We start from the raw sequence: 24,605 nt of genomic DNA on the forward strand, positions 1-24,605 counted from the left end.
ATCATATGGACTGAATGGAACATAGAAAATTTGGATTGTCAAAGTGAATTGGGTATATAGTCATATTTTTTAAGTTAACACATCCATCGACAGAATTTTCAGGAAGTGAAACTGGGCATATACGAGAAAAAATTGGATTGCCACATCCATTGGATGAGTGAACTGAGGACATATGCTCTCTATATAATGGTGTGGTAACCTCAAATAAGGCCGTATATGCCCAAAATCACAAGTCAAAACCCTTGTCGCATGGTGTTGTAAGCTCAAAAATCAGGCTATATTTCCAAAACAGAATCTTCGCTCTCTTTACATTGAAAGACGAAGACATATAGTCACATACATCCTTGAAAGTAGCCGCCCCTACTGTTCTCAGAGTCAGAGCCCGAGGCACTAAAACCCAGCCACACCGAAGGTGCTTGCCATTGACGGGTTCTGAGGTAAACGCTACAATGCTGAATCCGACGGTGCGAGAAAATCTACTGTTCCCATCATCCTCACCGTCGGCTCGCAGACCAGGGCGTTTTCCTCAGGCTCAGTCAATGGTGGCGTACGTAGCCGCAATCTAAATTTTTATAGAGAGTTAGAAAAGTCAGTTACGTTTATACAAAGAAAGAGTATTCTTACAAAGCATATTGCTTAAGCAAGAATACTCTCGTTAATCTACAGTGTAGAACTCAGTAGAGGCTGTGGAAAGTGAGTTATCACTATTTCACAGCCCCTGTTTTTGTAAATGAAACTTAAGCTACGCTTGTAGCAGAAGTGAGCTCATTGATCTTTGCGACAACAGCTGAAGCATCCTCTTTCTGAGTTGCGAGCTTTGCACCAAGGATTCTCTTAGCCATCTGAAGTGTGTACTTCTTGCCGCCTTTTTCTATATGAAGTGACGCGAATGTCTTTTTATCAAGGGCTACAACCTTTTCAAGTTCAGCAAAGTTGAACTTCTCAGCATATTTGATCTTGTTGTTGTTAAGGCCATCAAGGATAACAACATTAACGCCTGTAGTAGTAACACCAAGGTATGCATTGTGTCTTGTCTTGAAACCTGTCTTGTCTACCATTTCACCAACAAGAACACCAAGAAGACCAAACATTGAGAATACGTTGTATCCTGGAAGTGTAACTGCGTAAGCAGTTGCAAGATAGTTTTCTGCTCCGAATGCCTCGTTAAGAAGTCTCATCTTTGCTTCATCATTTACTTTTGCCATTATAAAATTTCCTCCAAATACTTTTTTTATTTTCCCGACAGAGACAAGTATACTATTACAGTTCATTTTTTCAACACATTTTTTTAATAGAATTTTCATATTTTATTCGCTAGATGTTGCGAATTAGAAAAATGTTATGAGGACTAAATAGAACGAAATGTCTTTGCATGACGGACATTTGTCTTTTCTACACAAGAAATAAATTATAGTTTTGAAATTTTTGTTGATATTTTAGTGATTTTGGGGCTTTTCATATATGTTAAGTTAGGATTATAATTTTTTAAGACTTTAATCTGACAAAGTAAAACGAATCGGAGATTAGAAGATGGCACAGCTTTGGGGTGGAAGATTTACAGGCAGTATAAATGAACTTGCATGGAACTTTAATGCTTCTATTACTTTCGACAAGAGATTTCTGGAAGTCGATGTAAAGGGCAGCAAGGCTCATGCTGAAATGCTTGCAAAACAGGGCATCATCGCGATGCAAGAGAAGGAAGACATAGTTAAAGGTCTTGATTCAATATTAGAAGATGTAAAGAGTGGCAAGCTTGAAATAACTACCAAATATGAAGATATTCACAGTTTTCTTGAAGCGAATCTTATAGAGAGAATCGGTGATGCCGGTAAAAAGGTCCACACAGGACGCAGCCGAAATGACCAGGTAGCCCTTGATATGAGGCTCTATGCGAGAGATGAAGTAGAGCATGTGACAGGTCTTTTGACAGATATATTGAAGGTGCTAAATGGCATTATGGGAGAGAACCTTGAGACTTACATGCCGGGATTTACCCATCTTCAGAAAGCTCAGCCTGTTACACTTGCACATCACTTCGGCGCTTACTTTGAGATGTTTAAAAGAGACCTTCTCAGAATGAAGGATATATATAAGAGAATGAACTATTGTCCGCTTGGAGCCGGTGCTTTGGCTGGAACAACTTACCCTTTGGACAGGGAATATACAGCAAAACTTCTTGGGTTCGAGGGACCTACCCTCAACAGCATGGATTCAGTTTCAGACAGAGACTATCTGATCGAGTTTATGTCAGCTCTTTCTACAGTAATGATGCATCTTTCAAGATTCAGTGAAGAGATCATTATCTGGAACAGCAATGAATACAGATTTGTAACTATTGATGATGCCTATTCCACAGGCTCAAGTATTATGCCTCAGAAAAAGAATCCTGACATAGCAGAGCTTGTAAGAGGCAAGACCGGAAGAGTATACGGCGATCTGATGACTCTTTTAACTACCATGAAGGGCATTCCTCTTGCTTATAACAAGGACATGCAGGAGGATAAAGAGGCCTTCTTTGATGCAGTAGATAATACGTCAAATTGCCTGATCCTTTTCACGCAGATGTTGTCTACTCTTCAGTTTAACAAAGATAACATGAAACGAAGCGCTATGCTTGGCTTTACAAATGCCACAGATGCTGCAGATTATCTGGTAAAAAAGGGTATGCCATTTAGAGATGCCCATTCAGTAATCGGAAGGCTTGTACTATATTGCATAGATAAAAACTGTGCAATTGATGATCTTGGCATAGAAGAGCTTAAATCTTTTTCTGAATTATTCGATAATGACATATATGAAGAAATCAGCTTGGAGACATGTGTCAATAAGCGACTTACTATCGGCGCACCGAGCCTTGAACGCATGTCTGAGATAGTTAAGCTGAATGATGAGTTCATAAACAGCCTTGGGTAAATTTACAAATAGTATCGACTGAAAATGTTTATATGCGCCGCTGCATGAAAAACGGTGCTTACAATATTAAGGAGGAGTTTTTATTATGAGTGACAAGTTGAAAGTAGCAGTTCTTGGTGGAACAGGAATGGTTGGTCAGAGATTTATTGATATTATCAATAATCATCCTTGGTTTGAAGTTACCACTATTGCAGCAAGCCCACGTTCTGCCGGACAGACCTATGAGGAAGCAGTAGGCAAGAGATGGAAAATGGATAACCCAATTCCTGAGTCTGTAAAGAACCTCGTTGTAAAAGATGTTACAGATGTTAAGGGCGTTTCTGAAGATGTAGATTTTGTCCTTTCTGCAGTTAACATGTCTAAGGATGAGATTAAGCATATTGAAGAGGAATATGCCAAGACTGAGACACCTGTAGTTTCTAACAACAGCGCTCATAGATGGACTCCGGATGTTCCTATGATCATTCCTGAGATCAACCCTGAGCACATGGATGTTATTGAGTTCCAGAAAAAGAGACTTGGCACAACAAATGGTTTCATCGCAGTTAAGCCTAACTGTTCAATCCAGAGCTACACACCAGCTCTTACAGCATGGAAAGAGTATGAGCCATACGAGGTTGTTGCTACAACATATCAGGCTATTTCAGGTGCCGGCAAGAATTTCGAAGAGTGGCCTGAAATGGTTGGCAACGTTATTCCTTTCATCTCAGGTGAGGAAGAGAAATCAGAAAAAGAGCCACTTAGAATCTGGGGTAAGATTGAAAACGGCGTGATCGTTCCTGCTGATGACGTTAAGATCACATGTCAGTGCATCAGAATCCCTGTTCTTTACGGTCATACAGCTGCTGCATTTGTTAAGTTCAGGAAAGAGGTTTCTAAGGAAGAGCTTATTGAAAAGCTTGTAAACTTCTCAGGACTTCCACAGAAATTGCAGCTTCCTAGCGCACCAAAGCAGTTCATCCAGTACATGCAGGATGACAACAGACCACAGGTTGCTTTGGATGTTAACTATGAAGGTGGAATGGGTGTAAGCATCGGAAGACTTCGTGAGGATACAATCTACGATTACAAGTTTGTAGGTCTTTCACACAATACACTTCGTGGAGCTGCAGGTGGAGCAGTAGAGTGCGCTGAGCTCCTTAAAGCAAGTGGATACATAAATAAAAAGTAATGCTTAGTACTTTAATTGTTGGGCTATGGAAGAACAAAGAAGAGAAGATTTATCTTTCTTAAACAGATATTATGAGAGCGGACTTTCCAATATTCTTGTGGTCTACGGCCACAGGAATATTGAGGTTACGCCTCTTTTAACAAAATTTATAGAAAACAGAAGACATTATTTTTTCACTGCTCGTTCCGTATCAGAGAGGGAGCAGCTTTTTCTATGGGCAGGTGAGCTTAGAAGAAATGGGGTTAAGATCTCTGAGTTCCCTGATTTTAAAGAGTTTTTTAGTGCGCTTATTGACGGCGTGACTAAGGTTCCACTCATCCTGGTTTTTGATGATTTTGAAAATGTCGTTGGCAAAGCTTCTGAATTTATGAAGCAGCTTACTTTGATGCTTTCCGAGAACGGAAGACAGAAACAGATTCTTGTTATTTTGGCGAGCCGGGACATTAACTGGGTTGAGAATAGTATGGTGGCAAATCTTGGAAATCTTGCAGGGAATATCGCAGGATTCAGGAAAATAAAGCCGCTGCCTTTCTCAGAAATGAGAGCTTTTTTTCCCAAAATGTCTTATCGCGATGCGGTTCTCACCTACTCTGTGCTTGGCGGGCAGACAGCTCTTTGGAAGTATTTTGATGATAATCTCTCTTTTAAGGAGAATATCTGTAAGAACTTTCTTGATTCCGGAAGCTTTTTATACGGCGAACCTAAAAGGCTTACAGAGTATACCTTGAGGGAGACAGCTGTTTATAATACGATCATGTCTCAGATGGCCAGAGGCGTTAACAAGCTAAATGACTTGTACCATGCCACAGGCTTTTCAAGAGCAAAGATATCAGTGTATCTGAAAACCCTTATTCACCATGATTTTGCATGCAAGGGTTATTCCTTTGGAAATGCAGGCAGAGAGAATGTTTTAAAGGGTGTTTACAAGATTTCTGACCCTCTTTTGAATTTCTATTTTAAGTTCATTTTTCCAAACGAAAGTAGTCTGCGTTTAATGCCGACTGACAAATTTTATGATATATTTATATCTGCAGGTATTCAAAGTTTTGCAAACGAAAGTTTCAAAGCTGTATGCAGAGAATATATCTTTAGATCCGAAGAAAAAGGTCTTTTCCCATTTGAAATCGGGGATGATGGGCAATGGCTCGGAAAAGATGGTGATATTGATATCATCTTGCAAAGTGATACGGGCGATACAGCGCTGTGTCTTTGCAAGTGGCAGAGTCAGATCACACATTCAGATTTGGATAAACTTGAATCCTGCGCAAGACTAGCAAGACTTGAGGGAGATTATTACTATTTCTTTTCAACCGCAGGATTTGATGCGTGGCTAACTGATGCATCTATGAAATCATCTGGCAAGATACGGTTGATCGGAATAGATGAATTAACAAATGGCTAAAAAACTTATCATAACCGAGAAACCATCTGTGGCAAGAGATTTTGCCAGAGTGCTTAATGTTTCCGGTAATAAAAACGGGTATATTGAGAATGATAATTACGTAATTTCCTGGTGCTTTGGTCACCTTGTGGAGATGGTATACCCTGAAGAATACGATGAAAAATACAAAAAGTGGAAACTGGAAGATTTACCGTTTCTACCTGTTAACTATAAGTATGGCGTTATTAAGGCCAGTGCAGATCAGTATAAGCTTGTGAATTCTCTTTTGCATAGAGATGACATTGATACTGTCTACTGGGCGGGCGACTCGGGAAAAGAAGGACAGACCATCGAGGAGAACATCAGAAACTATGGTGGTGTCAGAGATGGAATGACTGAGCTGAGAGTCTGGATTGATTCCATGACTGATGAAGAGGTTAAAAGAGGCATAGCAGAGGCAAAGCCTATGTCAGATTATGCACTCCTCGGAGAGTCAGGTATCATGCGTGCTATCGAGGATTACAGCCTCGGTATCAATTTCTCACGTGCCCTGTCAGTAAAATACGGAAAGCTTATAAATGATGCAGCTGCCACAAAGTCATACACAGCCATTGCCATTGGCAGGGTAATGACCTGCGTTTTGGGAATGGTTGTCAGAAGAGAGAGGGAGATCAGGAACTTCGTTAAGACTCCTTTTTACAGGATCGTAGGATCTTTTTCTGACGCTAATATACTTGCTGAGTGGAAGGCTGTTACCGGAACAGCCTTTTTTGAGTCTCCGCTTTTATACAAAGAAAACGGATTCAAAAAGGAAGAGGATGCGAAGGCTTTAATTGATTCTTTGACGGGAAGGCCTGCTGTAATTGACAGTATTGAGACAGGCAATTCCAAAAAGAAAGCACCTCTTTTATACAACCTTACTGAGCTTCAGGCTGAGTGTACCAAGAGGTTTAAGATAAGCCCATCCCAGACCCTTGATATTGCTCAGGAGCTCTATGAGAAGAAGCTCACAACATATCCCAGAACTGATGCCAGAGTTCTTACTACAGCTGTGGCAAAAGAAATCTATAAGAATGTAAAGGGATTGTCAGGAGTAGCAGAGGTTTCAGGTTTTTCTGAGCATGTCCTAAAAAATGGTTTGTATAAAGGAATAGAGAAGTCCTATTACACAGATGACAGCAAGGTAACTGATCACTACGCGATCATTCCTACAGGGCAGACGGCAGCCATTAACTCTTTGTCACCTCTTTCAAAGAATGTATATCTTTTGATATGTAAGAGATTTCTGGCTATTTTCTATCCACCTGCAGAGTATAAGACGGCTAAACTCCAGATAGGTGTAGGTGGCGAGAAGTTCTTTGCATCTGCCAAAGTTATGACAGCACCGGGATTTAGAGCTGTTTTAGGAATTCCTGAAGAAAAGAAAAACACAGGTGATAATGAGAACAGCCAGGGCGAGGCAGGAGATAATGCTTCTGATGAAGAGGATGTTGGAATATCCAAAGAGGATTTCATAAAGTTCGTTGAGACAGCCCACAAGGGAGATTCTATATCTGTTAATGGCATGAATATAAGGGAAGGCGCTACAGCGCCGCCAAAGAGATACACTTCCGGTGACCTTGTAATAGCTATGGAGAATGCCGGAAACCTTATCGAAGACGAAGAACTTCGCGAACAGATAAAAAAGAAGGGTATTGGAACTGCAGCTACAAGGGCAGGTATAATCAAAAAGCTCATTGACATAAAGTATCTGAACCAGAATAAGAGCCAGATCATAACACCTGAGAATCTTGGAGAGATGATATACGAGGTTGTTTATCTGACTGTGCCAACGCTCCTTAATCCGGAGATGACAGCCAGCTGGGAAAAGGGCCTTGAAGGTATCTACAATGGTTCAGTTGATGCAAAGGAGTACAGAAGTAAGCTCGAAGACTACATCAGACGTGAGACAGGTAAGCTCATAGATAAAGATCTCACTCACGATATTGTAAATCATATCAATCAGTTCACAGGTAAAGAGGCAAAGGGCCTGGCTTCGAGAAAACCAATCGGCATAAAGTGCCCTGTTTGCGGAGGCGAGCTCACTACAACTTCCTTTGGATATGGCTGCAGCAACTATTTTGATGAGACCAAAAAGTGCTCATTTAGTATAGGCAAGATAGCAGGAAGAGACCTTTCTGAAGAGGAAGTTAAGCAGCTTCTTACAGAAGGTAAGACCGGCGTGCTTGAAGGCTTTTCAAGTAAGAAAAAGCAGAAGTTTAGTGCAAGCCTTAATTTTACCAAGGACGCAGATGGAAAGCCTGTTATTAGCTTTAACTTTGAAGATGTTCCTATCGAATATGTGGAGGACTTAAAGTGCCCGGCTTGCGGCGGAAGGATCATAAAGACCGGCTATGGCATCACCTGCGAGAACAGGACAAAAGAAGAAAATCCATGTTATTTCAGTATAGGTGAAATAGCTGGCAAAAAGCTTGATATAGAGACAATTAGGACTCTTATAAATGAGAGAAAGACAGATGTCATAAAGGGCTTTAAGAGCAAGAGTAAAAAGAGTTTTGACGCTAAGCTTGAATTAAAGACCGTTGAAGACGGAAAGCTTTCAATAGTGTTCGATTTTGACGGCATAGAACCTGATTATCTAAAAGATGTTGTCTGCCCTGACTGCGGTGGAAGGATCATCAAAAAGAGCATAGGCTTTGGCTGCGAGAATTTTAGAGCAGAGGACCCTGAGTCATGTAAGTTCTTTATCGGCAAGATTGCATCCAAGCAGCTCTCAGAAGCAAATGTGATCGAGCTTTTAAAAGAAGGACATACATCAACTATCAGAGGCTTTAAGGGAAAGACCAACAAGAAATTTGATGCGTGCCTTGTGCTCAAGAAAAACGAAGATGGCAAGAGCGAGATTTCTTTTGACTTCGAAAATGTTGAAGCACAGGTAGTCAAGGATGTAGTGTGCCCGGTCTGTGGCGGCGAGATAATCAAGACATCTTTTGGCTATGGCTGTAAGAACTACAACAGGGACGACCCTGAAAACAGCTGTAAGTTCAATATTGGTCAGATTGCAGGGGTTAAGCTAAAAGATGCCCAGGTTAAAGAACTTTTGGGTGCCGGTATAACTTCCAAAATCAGCGGCTTTAAATCAAAGAGCGGCAAGAAGTTTGAGGCGGCACTTGCTCTTAGCAAGGACGAAGACGGCAAAGTAACCGGCATAAGGTTTGTCTTTGAAAATGAGGACGAAGTTTTAGAAGACTTAAAGTGCCCAATCTGCGGCAAGCCTATCATTAAAGGTCACATGGGCTACCGTTGCGAGGACTACAAGAAGGGCGACGAAGGTTGCAGCTTCTTTGTTGGTAAGATTGCTGGAATTGACATCGATAAAGAGCAGTTTGCAAAGCTCATCAATGAGAAGAAGACTGACACGATTTCTGGTTTTATCAGCAAGAAAGGAACTCCTTTCGATGCAAAGCTGGCCTTTGATGAGAAGTTTAATATAGTATTTGATTTTAATAATTAAAAATTTTATAGAAGGGGGTTACAAAAATGGGAGAACACGAGCATCATGAACATGGGAGTGAGCACGAACATGAGCATCATCACCACGAGCACGGAGGGATTGAGACAAAGGAAAAAGCAGTAGCTCTTTTGAATCATATGAGTGCCCACAACGAGGCTCATGCAGAGGAACTTTTGAAGGTTGCAGATAAACTTAAAGATTTCGGAAATGGGGAAGCTTCAGCAAAGGTCCTTGAAGCGGCGGAATTCTTTAAAAAGGGTAATGAATTACTAAGAGAAGCCTGCGGGTGTGCTTCTAAAGAGAAGGAGTGATAGGTTATGTGTTTATCAACAGCTTACAGAGATTCAAAGCCTGATGAGATCCTTATGGAATATGTAAGTTCTATCAGTGTTAATGGGGATAAGATCACGCTCACTGACATGATGGGAGAGCAAAAGACATTTACCGGAAGTTTAAAGTTCGCAGACCTCACAGGGGCTGTAATAAAGATTGATTGTTAAGGTTTGGGAATATCTTATTCTTTAATTTAAAACAGTAAAATCAGATGTTTAAGCAGGGAGAGTATTATTGCGTGAGATTTTTACTCATAGCAAAATGCTCTCTCTTTGTATATGCGCAAGTAATTGGCTCCGTACGCCACCATTGACTGAGCCTGAGGAAAACGCCTTGGTCTGTGAGCCGACGGTGAGGATGATGGGAACAGTAGTTAGATTCATGCACCGTCGGATTCAGCATTTTAGCGTTTCCCTCAGAACCCGTCAATGGCAAGCACCTTGCGGTGTGGCTGGGTATTATGGCCTCAGGTTCTGAATCCGAGAACAGTAGGGATGGCTGAAATTGAATCGACATGGGCCTTGGAGCAATTTAAAAACATGACCTGGTAAGGTTTATACTGTTGCATGTGGGATAAGTGCGGGAGTATTGTAATTCTTATCCCACTTGTATATTTGTGTTTTACTGAGATGTGGGATAAGAGTTGAACTTTTAACTATAGTTATCCCACATTTTCAGGTTCCTTGTCCATTTTTCAAGAGCATTGCGGGTACTAAAGAACAAAATGCAGGTTTTTACCCATGAGTTAGTGAATGATTTGGGTAAAGGAATAAAAGAGATTATTTTTACCCGAGAATTATTGAATAAGCTTGGGTAAATATGAAAATAATGATAGATTTACCCAATGATTGTTTGATAACTCGGGTAAAAGTCAGAGAAAATTAAATATTGCCCAGGGGCACTAATAAAACACGGGTAAAAGGTCAGAAAATTAAAAAATTACCCGTAGGTAGAAAAGTGTCCGCCCCAACTGTTCCTGGATTCAGAGCCTGAGGCAGAAAAAGCCAGCTACACCGCAGGTGCTTGCCTTTTACTGGTTCTGATGGAAACGCTACAATGCTGGGACCGACGGTGAGTGAAAATCTACTGTTCCCATCATCCTCACCGTCGGCTCGCAGACCAAGGCGTTTTACTCAGGTTCGGTCAATGGTGGCGTACGGAGCCGCAATCTAAACTTTTTAAGAGAAACTCAAAAACTTTGAATACCATACAAATGGTTAAAAAAATCAAGAGCTGGAGTATAAAAAAAATATAAACGTCCTCTTAACAGTTGATAAAAAGTCAAAAAGCTGACGCAATATGATGGAATTTGTGATTTTAGAATGGTAACCTTATTTATGTGGGGAAATCTATCTTATTGTGAGGAGCGAGATAATGAGAAAGAACTGTTTACTATATAAGATTGCTATAAAAGCAGTTGGAACTGCTATCGCTGTAAGCTTGATTGTGAATCCTATTGATTGTTTTGCTAATGAAAATGCAGTTACTTTAGAGAAAGTAGAAGAAAGTGTTGCAGATAACAATATGAACGATATTGGAGAGATAGCAGAAGATAGTAATAAGGACGATATTGAAGAAAAAGTAGAAGAAAATAAAGAGGAAAGCACTCTACAGGCGACATATAGCTATGTTGTTGGAGATCAGAACTTTAAAAGAGAGAAAAATGAAGAAGAGGATTCTGTAGATGAAATCCAGGTAATTGCGGAAGAAGAAGTAGCAAGGAGTGCGGCATATGATGAAAAGAGAAACGACTTTGAGCTCCTGCTGCTGATCATACTTGCATCCATATCCAGTCTTGCTGCGGTAGAAGTTGCAAGAAGACGGATTAAAAATAGAGTTTGAAAAAGTATACTTTATTGTAAACAGACGCAGCCGAGCTGAAAGTGTAGGTATAGCTCGGCTGCTGTTTTTGCAAAAATAGTAGTCTATATATGTGTAGTAAACCATAAATCCAAAGTTATGGTTACTATTCACAGTTTTTTAGATAATATTAGGAAGCCTATTTTTCTAGGCTTCCTATTATTATGTATGGATATTATAATATTTTGTATGGATACTGATAAGAGAGATAGAATAATTAAACGAATTAAACCTAATGAATATAGTTTTGTACTGGAGCTAAATCAAAGATATGTTGATGTTCTTATACCCATGGATAGGGAAGAATTAGAATGGTTGGTAGAGACAGCAGCACTTTTTGAGATTATTTATGTGGATAATTTTCCAGCTGGATTCATAATCGCTTTTAGGGAAGGATTGAATGATTATGATTTCAAGAGTTATAAATGGTTTGAAGAGCGTTATCCTAAATTTCTTTATATTGATAGGATAGTTATTGCGGATAGCTATCAGAATCAAGGATTGGGACGTGTTCTGTATAAACGTGCATTTGATTATGCAAAGGAAAATGAGATTAATATATTGGCTGCAGCAATAACAACTGAACCATACAATAAGAAAAGTATGCTGTTTCATGCTGAAATTGGCTTCCGCGAAGTTGGAAATCAGTGTATTCGCAGTAATACAGTTAAAATATCACAACAAATAATGGAAATGATTAGCAATGAGAATAGCTGAAAAATGAGGATTGTGACTAATGAGAGATGTTCCTGAAGAATTGATAAGAGCTCAAGAATTTCAAAAAGCTGGAGACTATTTGCTGTCAATGAGACTATATAGAAGATTCTTTGAGGAAAACACAGGTCATGAGCTACGCTTTAAAGCGTTATTTGAAGTGGCAGATAATTATTATCACGCTAGGAAGTATACTGAAGCTAAGCAGGCATACATATATTTTTTAGAGTATTGTTCAAATCAAAAAACAATAACATTAGAAGAACAAAAATGGATTGATGCATATGTGACGCTTACGTATAGTCGCATAAAAAGCATCCATAGTGTTTTATGAAGTTGCTGGGTAGGGGCGCTATAACAAGACGAAGTTATGCTTCGCCTAATAGTTCCGCTACAGTATATGGTTCACCGGAAGTCAGTCTCAAAAGAGCAGTGAATTCATTAACACCATTTCTTGCGCAGGTCTCAAGATAAAGCCTGTTCATAGAGTAATGTGGGATAAGTGCTTAAATAATGTGCTTTTTATCCTACGGATTTAACCATCCTGATAGTGAATTTTGCTCCTGAGTAGGATAAGTGTTTGACTTTTACTCTTTTTATCCCACTCGTTCTTATCATTTTTGTTAACAATTCTGTTGGTTTGTAGGATAAGAACTTTATTTTTTTCACGTTTATCCTACTTTCTGGTAAATCGCAGTGTTCAGAAGGCCAAAATCATGGGATAACTCCGATAGAATTTTATGTTTTATCCCACACCTCTGAAAATCGGCTTGGATAGAATGGGATAAGTCTTACAGTTTTTTCAATCTTATCCTACATCCCAGCTACTCCCATATTTATCCAATGTTTGAATCGCCCACACAGATAACCATTGTAATGATTTATAAGAATTATTACGCTCATTCAATCCCTATCATTCCGTCCGTATATGCCCAATTGCCTGCGATAAAAGCTGTTCTCGGATTCAGAGCCCGAGGCACTTGTACCAAGCCACACCGCAAGGTGCCTGCCATTGACGGGTTCTGAGGAAAACGCTACAATGCTGAATCCGACGGTACGTAAATGAATCTACTGTTCCCATCATCCTCACCGTCGGCCCGCAGACCAGGGCGTTTTCCTCAGGTTCAGTCAATGGTGGCGGCCGGTCCCATTACAAATAATACAAAAGCCTTGTTTTCTTTTTTGAAAGGAAAACAAGGCTTACTTTATTTTTTTTTAACTATATTATATTGATTATGAAACTGTGTATTTAGAAGTCTTCAGAAACATTCTCTTTTTTGGTGTAAGGAGTGAGAGTATTGTCTTTGCGTTTCATGTTATCGAAGCGCTTTATCATCATAGGCTCCCAAACATAAAACAGAAACTTGCCATCGAGGTCGAAGTAGAAAACTGCAAACAGGATGCCATAGATGGCAGCGAAGATTCCAAATATTTTAAAAATAAGTTTTGTTAGTTTATTCATATTGTTTTTCCTTATGAATTTTTTTATTAAGCTTCATGATAATAATTAGTTCAACATGCTATCCGAGATTTTCTTATCTAGCATGTTAATAAGTTTCAGTAGCATTACCAGCTCTGGTCATCGTCGAAATCAAGAAGTGAAGGATCCAGAGGAGTTTCTCTCATTACTGTTGTCATGTAATCGTTGATGATGCGACGGATCTCTTTTCTGGAGACTGTACGCTTATCAGGAAGAGCATGAGGAACCCAGATTGCGTGGATGTTGCGTTTTCTGAATTCATCTTCGAATACGCCGTGGATACCCTGCATTCCTTTGCACTGTAGCTGATCGTACATGATGACCATATCGCAGTTGAAGCGTTCCATGTAATCAAAGAGTGACAAAATGTGCTCATGTCCGCCGACAGCCATGGCTCTCATAGGTGCCTTTTCATTGAACCAGGACAGATCCTCAAGAGCGTGCTCGTAAGTGTCTGTTCTGAGGTACTGATCAAACATAAGAGAGTCCATGTTGATAACACAGTTGATTCCCCAGCAGTTGTAAGCCCAGGTGCACCAGTTTGAATAATACAAAGGAGCACAGCTCCAGGCAATCGCGCGGTGCCTTGTCTTTGGGAAGGTTTCAATCTTGTTCTTTACAGTCTTGTTCATGATGCGCTTTACATGCTCATCCATTTCATGCCAGATTGGCCTGTCACCGTCCTGAGAATAGTAGATTCTGTAAAGGGCCTGTGCAACACCATTGATAGGATAGTACTTGGTGTTGGCTGCAACGTCCCATTTTTCCCATTCAAATTCAGTAAGCTTGTTAAAGCTCTTAGCCCATTTAACGTATTCATCCCAGTCAAACTTAACTCCATACTGTTCCTCGATGAATTTCCAGCAGCCTTCGATTTCTTTCTGGCAGTGTTCCTGAACCAGAGGATCATCATATCTCATAGGCTGTGGCATTGCATAAAGAGGTCTGTTGAGGAACCAGTCCTGAAGAACTGAAGTAGCAACAGAACCATCGCAGGCTTCGTTGGAGGTTACCATAGTGGGAGCGTAGTCCGGATAATCGTCAAGGACAAAGAGGCCGTATTCCGCCTGACACATTGGACATGGGTCAGCAGGAAGACCGATGGACTGCGCTGCATCAATATAGTTAAGAACCGTGTGGTTATTTACATGAACTGAAACGAAGTAAGGAATCATCTCAAGAGCAACATCTTCAAGCTCTTTTCTGAATGGGTAAAAGATATTTCCACTTACTGTTTCGTTGTGAGCAATGTTCTTGTTCCATCTTTCAGGAGTTTTGCCGCCATGCAGCTTTTTGTCTGAAGCAAACATGCACATGAACTGACGGATTGTCTCACTTACCATGCCTCTGTAGTGCCAGGCAGAAGCAGCAAGAGCATCTCCGCGCATGCCCTCAAGACCTCTGTCGAACCAGTGCATAACGGAAAGGTAAGTCTGGCCCATCCATCTGTATCTGAAGGTGCCTTTTGCAAAATCAACCAAAGACTTTGGACCTTCACCGCCATACTTCATTATGTCGGTTACCATATGAGCGTAGTTGTAAAGCCAGATCATGTTGAAGTAGTACATGGTGTCCTTTACACCGCGCCATTCACGGTGTTTGTAAAGACCTGTGCCGTCAACATAGAGCTTTCCAAGATTTCTCTCTTCATGAGGCTTTCCATACCAGAAGTCCTTAAGCTCTTTTTTCAGATCCTTTGGCTTATTCTTTTCCTCAGGGCTTTTCTCAACTACGAAAAGCTTCCTGTAAGTATCTTTTATCTCTGATAGTTTCATGTCTTAGGCCCCCTCTTTACGTAAGTTTTTAAGCTCAATACTTTCTACAAAGGCCTGGAACCTGGTCCTTAACTGGCCAACAGCGTTGTTGACGTACTCTTTCTCGATGGAGCATACAGGAATACCAAAGTCTCTTGGAATTATGAGAGTATCGATCGTGCGCTCATAGCTCCAGTACTCACAGAATTTCATCTGCGAAATGATGATTCCGTCTACGTCATATTCCTTGGCAAGGTCAGCCAGATACTGCTTCCTTTCACGCATTACATGCTGTTCCATGAAACGAGGACACATGCTGGTTTCAAGATAGTGCCTTGCTATTGCGCGAAGTGGTGTCTCGCCTTCTTTTACTACAATTTCTTCACGACCCGGAAGAGAGCCGTAGCAGTGCCTGTCAGCAACAACAAGGGCGCCGCACTCCTCAATCAGCTTAATGAAGTCAGGGTCATCTTCCTCAGATCCGGTCAAAAGAACTTTCACACGATAGTTCTTTTTGACATCCGGTTCTCTAGTCTTTAGCTGCTCTGCAATATCACGGAGTTTATCGATGATAAGGTGCTTAGGGCATGTGAGAGTTGTGAGCATTATGATAGAAAATTCCCAACCTGTGATCGTTGGATTTTTAAGCTTTCTGTAGCTTCCAATCTCCTGAATGAGTCTGCAGACTTCATTGTGCTGCTCAATTGCCTTTAAAAGAGCTTCATCACTTGTATCGATTCCAAATTTTTCGTGAAGCTTGTCAAGGACATGGACCTTGAGCTGCTGTTCATAGTGCTCAATTGAATTAGTATTTTTCTTAAATGGTACATCTGTGAATTCACAGAAGAAATCAGGATTATGAATTACATCCATAAGCTGGAGATGCTCTTGGAAACGGCAGGTTACCGTACATGTTTCAGTTGCCATTTGAGCGTCAAGAAAATTAAAGCCCCCCTCTAAGGCCCTTTCTAAAAGGCATCTTCCGTACATGCATGTTCTGTTTGTCATGTAGTATGTTGCCATTTCAGGCGAAGTGGAGCGCGGAGCGCGAAGACGCACAGAAAAACAACCCGGCAGATCCAATAAAACTTCAGGCATAAAATAACAGGTATAGCCTAAAGCTTTAAGCCCCTCATCTCTACCTTTTTTCACTAATGGGTTGGCAGCTTCCTGTAAAAGGTCCTCGAACTCAAAAATGTGAACGAGATCTTTCATATGATGTTTTCCCCCTACTCTATTTATGTTGTGGACTTAGAATGTCCAAAGTTTCCCAGAATGAAACGAAATACCAAAGATTTCTAAAATTAATCATAGCATAGTTTATTTACAAAGTTTACTTTTTTTTCATAAATATGTACTAAATTTAACTAAATTGTATTATGATATTAATATATTCTTTGTGCAAAAGTCTAATAAGGGGGAGAAATGGCTAATACAGTCGTAATTGCGCTTACAGGCAAAGGAGGCGTGGGGAAAACTTCACTTTGTGCTGCAATAGTGCGCGTTCTTACTGAAGAGAAAAAAGATTCTAAAATTCTGGCAATTGATGCTGACCCTGCAGTGGGGCTTTTGATCTCACTTGGGGCAAAATCTTCTTATACCCTTGATCAGATCAGAAAAAGTGTAGCAGATGATGTAACAGGGAAACTACGGGATACTCAGGACATTCTGGCTGAGGCCAAGTTCAAGATAATGGATGCCATTGAAGAACAGAACGGCTTTGCTTTTCTGGCAATTGGAAGGCCTGAGGCTGCAGGCTGCTATTGTGCGATAAACGCTTATCTGAAAAAAGTCATCGAGATGGTGGCAAATGATTTTGACTATGTCGTTATTGACGGTGAAGCCGGTATTGAGCAGATAAACAGAAGAGTTCTTGAAAAGGTTACGCATCTTATCTGCGTTTCGGATCAGAGCAGGAAAGGACTTGATATCATCGGAACCATCAAGAACGTAGCTGATGAGCTTGTTATGTACGATGAGATCGGTCTTATAGTAAACAGGGCGCCGCTTCCTGAAAAGGTTACGGAAAAAGAGATTGGCGGCGTAAGAGTTATTTCAGTCATACCTCAGGATGATGACATGACTGAAAATGATATTGAGGGCAAGAACATATTTGAGCTTCCGGAAGGCTCCACGATTTTGGAAGGAACCAGGGCAGCTCTTAAAAATCTAAACATCATCTGATGTTGGAAGGGGGATAAATTGCAAGATTTAAAGCATCTGATTACTTTTGAAAATTTGCTGGATGATGCAGCAAATGAAATGGTAAAAGAAGCTCAAAGTCAGGGGGAGTATGCAATTGGGTATACCTGCTATCACATGCCTGAAGTGCTGCTTAACGTGGACAACTGCTTTTCAGTCCGCATGAGAGCACCAAGGACAGGTTCAATCGACATATCGACTTACTATATGTCCAATTATACCTGCGAGTTTGCCAGATCTCTCCTTGAAAGAGGAATTGAGGGAGGCTACGGATTTCTTGACGGAATAGCAGGTGTTGATGCGTGTTCAGCCATGAATAGATGCTATGAGCACCTGGAGATACTGGATTGTAATAAGAAACCACACTTTTTCGTTACGCATACAGATGTTCCATACAAGGTTGAGAGCTACAATGTTGATCAGGTTGCAACACAGATGAGACTTCGTCTTTTGGATGTGATGCATGAAAAGCTGGGAACTGATGTTTCTGACAGCGCTATCAGAAAAGCTGTTGAAGAGCACAACAGGCTTTGCCGGGTGATCACTGAGATTGGCAATCTTAGAAAGCTGGATAATCCGCCGGTAACAGGCTACGAGTTCCATGTAATATGCCTTGTAAGTTATTGCTGTCCTACAAAAAAGATACTACCTCTTTTGGAAGAAACCTTAGAGGAAATCAAGGCAAGAAAGACCGATCCTAAGCCATTTTACAGGGCAAGAGTAGTGGTTGTGGGCTCTGAAGTTGATGACCTTGATTTTACAAGGCTTCTAGAAGAGTCTGGAGCTATGGTTGTTGCGGACAGGTACTGCTACGGATCATTCCCGGGAAGGGAAGAGATAGTCCTTAATGATGATGAGGATATCCTCAAGCAGATCGCAAGGCACTATATGAAGACCAGCGAATGTCCAAGGTACATGGCTGAAGAGAAGATCACTCAAAGGCGTGAGACAGCTGACAGACTGGCAAAAGAATTTAAGGCAGACGGAATCATCTATGAACAGATGAAGTACTGCGATTTCTGGGCATTTGAAAGACCACTTGCAAGCCACATCCTTACTGAAGAGTACGGCTGGCCAACACTTTCAATTGACAGATCCTACAATGTACATAACTCCGGGCAGCTACGGACCAGATTCCAGGCCTTTGTTGAAGCTCTTGAGATCAAGAGGATAAGAAACAGTGCCAGAAAGGAGGCCGTCCTATGAAATATATAGACCCCAAAAATTTCAGATTAAAGGATGAGATCGACTGGAAGGCTCAGGCTGAGAACATAAAAGAAATAGCTGGGATTGTCGGAGAAATTGCAAAAGAAACCGACTGGAAGGATGTTGCAAAGTCCATCGGGAAAGATGCAAAGGGCTTTAAGAAAAGGCTCCTTCATGAGGCAGATCTTTTGAAAAACATGTCTCCTGATGAGATAAAAGATCTTGTGATAAACGGAGAAAAGCAGCTTGGAAAGCTCTATGCTACAGGAAAAATGGCCACAGTAAGAAGAGAGTGGCGCGGCGTAAAAGACACAGCGGTTGACTTCTATGAATGGGGAAGAATGTGGGCGATGCTTCTTGCCACGTTTTCCAAAGACCTGGTGCCGGCCATGATGGGAGCTGTTCACTACAGATGGATGATCTCATATTTCTGTTGTCACTCCTTTATGGATAAAAACACAATGGGACTTCGCGGAAGAGCGCTGAAGATGCACCACGAACTCATCTATGCAATATTCAGATATGTTGCAGAGAATCTGGTGCTCCTTATGAAATCCGATGAAAAGGTCGGAAACAGCACAGCACTTTCTAAAAAGATAGTTCTTTTTGATGAGATGACAATGTCTCAGATAATGGCAGGATTCCCTGATCTTATCGGAATTCCTTACCAGCTTATGCCGGTATTTCTTTTGTCTGAGATTGACCAGCTGGCATGTATGCCGTATATCGACGCGATTGAGTCATATGGACTTCCATCAGATACATGTCCTGTACCGTCTTCAGAATGCGGAGCAGTTGTAGTTGATGCCCTTCCTCACATGGGAGCATGCTTTATCTCAAGCTCAATGCCTTGTGACGGTTCAGTAATGGCATCATCTTACACAAGCAGGAGATTTAAGGATCTTCCTACATATCATCTGGCTTTCCCGGTAAGGTATGAGGATGAGTCCATCATGGATGCGGCGGTAAAAGACATAAGAGGATGCATAAAGTTCATCGAAGAAAACACAGGAGCTAAGTGGAGCTGGGATGCATATTTTGCAGCAATGAAGCGCTTTAACGAAGAAACAAAGTATGAACTTCAAAAGTGGGAGATAAACCAGACACCGCATCCACAGCTTATCGGACCTTGCTATGAGCTCTTTAGAAAGTGGAATTACGAGATGGACGGCGGACTTGATCCGAGAATCATTTCTACTTTCAAGAAAGTTGATCAGTTGATGCTTAAGGCCTACGAGCACAGGGATGAAGCCTGGAGAGGCAAGATGAAATACAGAGCAATCGTTTGGTCGATACCTGCTCATTATTATGCGAACTTCTCCAACTGGATGGCCAATTGCTGGGGCGTAGATATCCTTGTTGAGATGGAATCACTTAACTTTACAAAGCCTCTTGAAACGGAGAATAAGGACGAAGCCCTCAAGGATCTTGCAAGACTATATGAGCGAATGGTTATGAGAAGGCATACCAATGGCGGTTATGATCACGTTGTAACAGAGCTCTGGAGACAGTGCGAGATCTGGAATGTAGACTTTGTTCTCATGTATCAGCATGTATCCTGCAAGAACATGGCTACTGTTCAGGGACTTTTTGAGGAACAGGCAAGAGAAAGGGGTATTAAGCTCCTTTGGTGCAGCCACGACCTGATGGATCCAAGAACAGTCTCGAGAAAAGACATGAGAGCAACAGTCAATGAGTTTATGAGAACCGTAATGAAGGCCGAACCTGTGGATCCTTCATTGGTAGACTTTGAGGATGATACTACGTGGTAAGCTTCCTTATAGTCATGCGTATATTACAAAAACATAAAAACATAATTTTGGAGGGAGATTATAATGAAATACTTTGGAGGATGTGACGTAGGATCAACCTACACAAAGGCCGTTATTGTTGACGAGAACGGTAAGATGGTTGCAAACACTACACTTAAGAGCAAGATTGTAGCGCAGGAGTCAGCTGAGATGGCAATGAAGGAGGTTGTATCTCAGGTACCTGATCTTCATGATACAAGAGATCTTTCATACCTTATTGGTACAGGATACGGACGAAACAAGGTTCCGTTTGCGGATGAGAATATTTCAGAGATTTCATGCCACGCTATGGGCGTACATGTAACAAATCCTAACGTTAAGGCTATTATCGATATCGGTGGACAGGACGTTAAAGGTATCGCCATTGATACAGACGGAACAGTTAAAAACTTCGCCATGAACGATAAATGTGCTGCTGGAACAGGAAGATTCTTTGAAGCCATGGCTCGTTCCTTTGAAATGTCTCTTGAAGACTTCTCAAAGCTTTCTCTTTCGGCAAAGAACGTTATTCCAATCACTGCTCAGTGTACAGTTTTCGCTGAGTCTGAAGTTATCACACTTGTTGGTGAAGGAAAACCTATGGATGAGATTGCAGCCGGAATCGAGATGGCAGTAGCAAAGAGATGCTTTGTTATGTCCAAGAAGGCCGGAGCAACTGATTCTATCACACTTTCAGGCGGATGCGCTAAAAACGATGGACTTAAGGCGGCAATCGAGCAGGTTCTTAAGCTTAAAGTTGTTGAGCTTTCAGTTGATCCTCAGCTTATGGGAGCACTTGGAGCAGCAGAGTACGCAAGACAAAAGGGACTTGCAAGCTAAAAGACTTTTGTGGATTTGAAAGGAAAACTTTCGATGAGTAAGGTATTAAAGACTTTCTTTACAATCTTTAAGATACTGTCAATTGTTACAGGAGTTCTTTTTATAATTTATTTCTGGAATCTGGATCAGAAGCTTATGGCGTGGGCTTATGTTCAGGTCAATAAGATTTTTGACAGAAAGAAAGCAGATATTAAATTCTAACGGAGCCCTTTTATGAAACTTTATGACAGCATAATCGCAGAGACCATGGAGAAGGTTTCTGCAAAGACTTATAAAAAATATTCCTATGACAGGAATAATGCATGGAAACTCCTTGATAATACGGAGTTCATCATGCAAAGAGATGCAGCCTTAGAGCTCGGTGGAATGAGCGAGCCCTCAGTAAACTACACCTGCGTGACTACTGATTCCGATATTTCTGAGGATGAGATATTGGTTGTGGGAAAAGACATTACTGAGATAAATGGAAATATTTCTTTTGCCCGGGTGATCATTCTGGAAACAAGCGATCTTGGAGAAGAGACAGACAGCGAAAAAGCCTTTGGAACCATAAGAAATCTTGACTTTGTAAGATACCACGTATATCCGGAAGGGTATATGGTCAGAGTATCTGCAAGCAGTAACCTTGAGCAGGTCAGGGTCAGCAAGGATGCTCTTAAAAGAGGTATCTCTTTTAGCAGGGTTGGAAGTTCGTACATATCCAAGTATAAAGAGCTTCCGGAGGTAAAAAAGGTCAGAGTCATTTTTATTACTGACAAGGACCTGGTTGAGAGCCTTGTTCCAAACGCAGATAAGGTCGACAAGATCACAAGGACGCTTACGAACATACTTGACGGAATGCCCACAGATTGCGGACATTGCAGCATGAAAGCGGTGTGCGACGAGGTTGAGGGTCTTAAGGAATTGCATCTTAAAAAGAAAAACTGAAGCACTATAGACACTAAAGGGGGATGACAATGAAGCAGGAATATGAGGCGCTTTTTACGCCTTGGAAAATTGGAAACCTGGAAATAAAGAACAGAATTGTTTTGGCACCTATGGGCGGAACCTGCATCTTTGGCTGGATGGAGCCAACAGGAAGCCATTTTGATAAGGAGGCAGCAAGGCTTTTACTTAAGATCGCAAAATACGATTGCGGCCTTGTAATTCCTGGTATAGCGCCTGTTAAGGACATGCTTGGGGGAAAGTGGCTATACCAGAATAAGAAGAAATTCAAAGAACTGGCAGAGTTTATGGATGAATTTCATAAGACCGGTGCCAAGATGTTCATACAGATGACAGCAGGCTTTGGAAGATCAATGGCACTTACAGCACCTCTTGCCATGCTTGCTAAAAATAAAGCACTTAATACTCTTGCAAAACCTATTATTGACGCAGAGTATCTGACTGCAGCGCCTTCAGTTCTGCCAAACAGATGGGCAGATGACGTTACTACAAGGGCCATCACCAAGAAAGAGATCGAGCAGATAATCTATGCTTTTGGCGAGACAGCAAGACTTTGCAAAGAGGCAGGAGTAGACGGAGTTGAAGTGCACGCGGTCCATGAAGGATATCTTTTGGATCAGTTCACTTTAAAATACACCAACCACAGAACTGACGAATACGGTGGCTCTTTTGAAAACAGATACAGATTTGCTGCTGAGATCGTAAAAGAGATAAAAAAGACCTGCGGAGACGACTATCCGGTATCTCTGCGATATTCCGTAAGATCCATGACCAAAGCCTTCCAGTATGGTGCTATGCCGGGTGAAGATTTTGAGGAGATCGGACGTGACATGGAAGAGTCCGAAAAGGCTGTTAAGTTCCTTCAGGATGCAGGCTATGACATGCTTAACTGCGACAACGGAACTTATGATGCCTGGTACTGGGCACATCCACCACAGTACATGCCTGTTAACTGTAACCTTGAGGATGTAGAACACATCAAAAAGTTCGTAGATATCCCGGTTGTATGTGCAGGTAAGATGGAACCCCTTGCCGGAGCAAAAGCAATCCGTGAAGGTGGAATCGATGCTATGGCTGTAGGCAGACAGTTCCTTGCAGATCCTAAGTGGGTTACCAAGATTGAGAGAGAAAAAGAAGCTGATATCAGACCGTGTATCTGTTGTCATTCAGCATGCTTTAACCTTACAAAGCACAATGGCACAGCCAATGACCAGGATCTTTCAGAATCCGCAGGAATGTGCAAATGTGCGGTCAATCCCCGCTCTATGCAGTCAGTTAAGTACAGAGTCATTCAGACAAAGAAACCTAAAAAGGTTGCCATCATCGGTGGCGGTGTAGGCGGAATGGAAGCTGCAAGAATACTGGCACTTCGCGGACATAAACCTGTGATCTATGAAAAGAGCAGTGAACTTGGCGGAGTATTTATCGCCGCAGCTGCACCTGAATTCAAGGAAAAGGATAAAGAATTCATTGCATGGCAGAAGAGACAGATTGGTAAGCTCGGTGTCGAAGTTCACTTCAATACTGAAATTAAAGCCGGAAGCCTTCCTCAGGCTGATGAGTACATCATCGCAACAGGCGCTGAGGCAAACAGGATTCCAATTCCTGGAGCTTTAGAGTATGCCATGGATGCTACAGATTATCTTCTTGATAAAAAGAAAGTAGGAGATAATGTAGTAATAATCGGCGGTGGCCTTACAGGTTGCGAGATTGCTCTGGATCTTTTCCGCAAGGGTAAGAATCCTCAGATTGTTGAGATGAAGGATGACCTGATCGCAGTCAAGAACATGTGCCTTGCAAACACCAGCTACTTAAGAGACTGCTTTAAGACCAATGAAGTTCCGGTTTATCTAAATGCATCTGTTAAGAGCATTTCACCGCATGAAGTTGAGATTGGACTTAATGATGGAAGAGTAAAGAAACTTCCTGCAGATTCAGTCATCATGTCAGTAGGTTATCATCCGATACCTATCATGAAAGAGGCCAAAAACGTTCATCTCCTCGGAGACTGCCAGAAGGTAGGCAATATCAGAAGCGCCATCTGGGGTGCCTGGGATATAGCAATGAAGATATAATTGATACTAATTGAGATGATATGTAGATTATGGAGCTGCCTTGCTGGCAGCTCCATTTTTAGTGTTTATACAAAAAACTTTCACTTTGTATATGCGTAAGTAAATGTGGACAGAGGGACGATTCCAATGTCATTTAGTTAAGGAAATTCATATATACTTTCATATCAAAAACATTATTGCAAAAGAAAAAGTGATTCTACAAAGAACGTAAGAATCACTTTTTTATTTGAAAATTTTTAAATTAGGGCTTGACACAGGCCTCAAAAAGTGCGGCCGCCTTTGCTAAAGAAGCTTTAGCAAAGGCGGCCCCTTAAATCAAAGGTATCCGACCACACATTGATTTAAGGAGGCACTCATGAAAGCATCATACATCAAAAAGAAGTTTTTTGAAACTATTGATTCTATTGTTGCGGATCCATCACCGTTT

At 41.3% G+C, this 24,605-nt stretch carries 20 protein-coding genes; 16 read left to right on the forward strand and 4 right to left on the reverse strand.

Going from position 1 to position 24,605, the window contains the following annotated elements; translation table 11 throughout:
* Nucleotides 1–737: 737 nt before the first annotated feature.
* Nucleotides 738–1,205 carry a hypothetical protein gene (locus C4S54_RS15695; protein ID WP_103870330.1) on the reverse strand — a complete coding sequence of 156 codons (468 nt, stop codon included), beginning with the start codon at nucleotides 1,203–1,205 and terminating at the stop codon, nucleotides 738–740.
* Nucleotides 1,206–1,530: 325 nt separating this feature from the next.
* Here C4S54_RS15695 and argH point away from each other — a divergent pair, with 325 nt between their 5' ends.
* From argH to C4S54_RS15740, 9 genes are all read left to right on the forward strand, one after another.
* A complete protein-coding gene (gene argH / locus C4S54_RS15700; RefSeq protein ID WP_103870331.1) occupies nucleotides 1,531–2,913 on the forward strand; it encodes an argininosuccinate lyase in 1,383 nt (460 codons plus the stop codon).
* An 85-nt stretch (nucleotides 2,914–2,998) separates the two neighbouring features.
* Complete coding sequence (gene asd / locus C4S54_RS15705; protein WP_103870332.1) at nucleotides 2,999–4,084, forward strand: aspartate-semialdehyde dehydrogenase; 1,086 nt, start codon at nucleotides 2,999–3,001, stop codon at nucleotides 4,082–4,084.
* Nucleotides 4,085–4,109: 25 nt separating this feature from the next.
* Complete coding sequence (locus C4S54_RS15710) at nucleotides 4,110–5,486, forward strand: ATP-binding protein (RefSeq protein WP_103870333.1); 1,377 nt, start codon at nucleotides 4,110–4,112, stop codon at nucleotides 5,484–5,486.
* Nucleotides 5,479–8,979, forward strand: coding sequence for a DNA topoisomerase III (locus C4S54_RS15715; RefSeq protein ID WP_103870334.1), 3,501 nt, complete (start codon nucleotides 5,479–5,481; stop codon nucleotides 8,977–8,979). The genes C4S54_RS15710 and C4S54_RS15715 overlap by 8 nt, the downstream gene beginning before the upstream one ends.
* A 26-nt stretch (nucleotides 8,980–9,005) precedes the next feature.
* Nucleotides 9,006–9,290, forward strand: coding sequence for a hypothetical protein (locus C4S54_RS15720; RefSeq protein WP_103870335.1), 285 nt, complete (start codon nucleotides 9,006–9,008; stop codon nucleotides 9,288–9,290).
* A 6-nt stretch (nucleotides 9,291–9,296) separates the two neighbouring features.
* The gene (locus tag C4S54_RS15725) at nucleotides 9,297–9,479 is read left to right on the forward strand and encodes a CooT family nickel-binding protein (protein WP_022776442.1); all 183 of its coding nucleotides are present in this window, start codon (nucleotides 9,297–9,299) and stop codon (nucleotides 9,477–9,479) included.
* A 1,207-nt stretch (nucleotides 9,480–10,686) separates the two neighbouring features.
* Nucleotides 10,687–11,154, forward strand: coding sequence for a hypothetical protein (locus tag C4S54_RS15730; protein ID WP_103870336.1), 468 nt, complete (start codon nucleotides 10,687–10,689; stop codon nucleotides 11,152–11,154).
* Between the two features lie 207 nt (nucleotides 11,155–11,361).
* Nucleotides 11,362–11,889, forward strand: a complete 528-nt coding sequence (locus C4S54_RS15735) for a GNAT family N-acetyltransferase (RefSeq protein WP_160110787.1) — start codon at nucleotides 11,362–11,364, stop codon at nucleotides 11,887–11,889.
* 19 nt (nucleotides 11,890–11,908) lie between these two features.
* Nucleotides 11,909–12,220 carry a tetratricopeptide repeat protein gene (locus C4S54_RS15740; protein ID WP_103870338.1) on the forward strand — a complete coding sequence of 104 codons (312 nt, stop codon included), beginning with the start codon at nucleotides 11,909–11,911 and terminating at the stop codon, nucleotides 12,218–12,220.
* A gap of 915 nt (nucleotides 12,221–13,135) precedes the next feature.
* Here C4S54_RS15740 and C4S54_RS15745 read toward each other — a convergent pair.
* From C4S54_RS15745 to C4S54_RS15755, 3 genes are all read right to left on the reverse strand, one after another.
* On the reverse strand, nucleotides 13,136–13,348 hold the full coding sequence (locus C4S54_RS15745; protein WP_103870339.1) for a hypothetical protein: 213 nt from the start codon (nucleotides 13,346–13,348) through the stop codon (nucleotides 13,136–13,138).
* Between the two features lie 104 nt (nucleotides 13,349–13,452).
* A complete protein-coding gene (locus C4S54_RS15750) occupies nucleotides 13,453–15,141 on the reverse strand; it encodes a 2-hydroxyacyl-CoA dehydratase family protein (RefSeq protein ID WP_103870340.1) in 1,689 nt (562 codons plus the stop codon).
* A 3-nt stretch (nucleotides 15,142–15,144) separates the two neighbouring features.
* Entirely contained in the window at nucleotides 15,145–16,335 is a 1,191-nt protein-coding gene (locus tag C4S54_RS15755; RefSeq protein ID WP_022776349.1) for a 2-hydroxyacyl-CoA dehydratase family protein, read from the reverse strand.
* Nucleotides 16,336–16,545: 210 nt separating this feature from the next.
* On the opposite strand from C4S54_RS15755, the gene C4S54_RS15760 reads away from it, so the two are divergent.
* From C4S54_RS15760 to C4S54_RS15785, 7 genes are all read left to right on the forward strand, one after another.
* Entirely contained in the window at nucleotides 16,546–17,304 is a 759-nt protein-coding gene (locus C4S54_RS15760; RefSeq protein WP_103870341.1) for an ATP-binding protein, read from the forward strand.
* Between the two features lie 18 nt (nucleotides 17,305–17,322).
* Entirely contained in the window at nucleotides 17,323–18,528 is a 1,206-nt protein-coding gene (locus tag C4S54_RS15765) for a 2-hydroxyacyl-CoA dehydratase family protein (RefSeq protein WP_103870342.1), read from the forward strand.
* On the forward strand, nucleotides 18,525–20,300 hold the full coding sequence (locus C4S54_RS15770; RefSeq protein ID WP_022776353.1) for a 2-hydroxyacyl-CoA dehydratase family protein: 1,776 nt from the start codon (nucleotides 18,525–18,527) through the stop codon (nucleotides 20,298–20,300). The genes C4S54_RS15765 and C4S54_RS15770 overlap by 4 nt, the downstream gene beginning before the upstream one ends.
* A 63-nt stretch (nucleotides 20,301–20,363) precedes the next feature.
* On the forward strand, nucleotides 20,364–21,158 hold the full coding sequence (locus C4S54_RS15775; RefSeq protein ID WP_103870343.1) for an acyl-CoA dehydratase activase: 795 nt from the start codon (nucleotides 20,364–20,366) through the stop codon (nucleotides 21,156–21,158).
* A 33-nt stretch (nucleotides 21,159–21,191) separates the two neighbouring features.
* A complete protein-coding gene (locus C4S54_RS16060) occupies nucleotides 21,192–21,359 on the forward strand; it encodes a hypothetical protein (protein WP_022776356.1) in 168 nt (55 codons plus the stop codon).
* A gap of 12 nt (nucleotides 21,360–21,371) precedes the next feature.
* Complete coding sequence (locus C4S54_RS15780) at nucleotides 21,372–22,085, forward strand: hypothetical protein (protein ID WP_103870344.1); 714 nt, start codon at nucleotides 21,372–21,374, stop codon at nucleotides 22,083–22,085.
* 29 nt (nucleotides 22,086–22,114) lie between these two features.
* Nucleotides 22,115–24,178: an oxidoreductase gene (locus C4S54_RS15785; protein WP_103870345.1), complete on the forward strand. Its 2,064-nt coding sequence runs from the start codon at nucleotides 22,115–22,117 to the stop codon at nucleotides 24,176–24,178.
* Nucleotides 24,179–24,605: the final 427 nt, after the last annotated feature.

Source organism: Butyrivibrio sp. Su6 (genome assembly GCF_900108105.1).
In the GTDB taxonomy this organism is placed as follows: Bacteria; Bacillota; Clostridia; order Lachnospirales; family Lachnospiraceae; genus Butyrivibrio.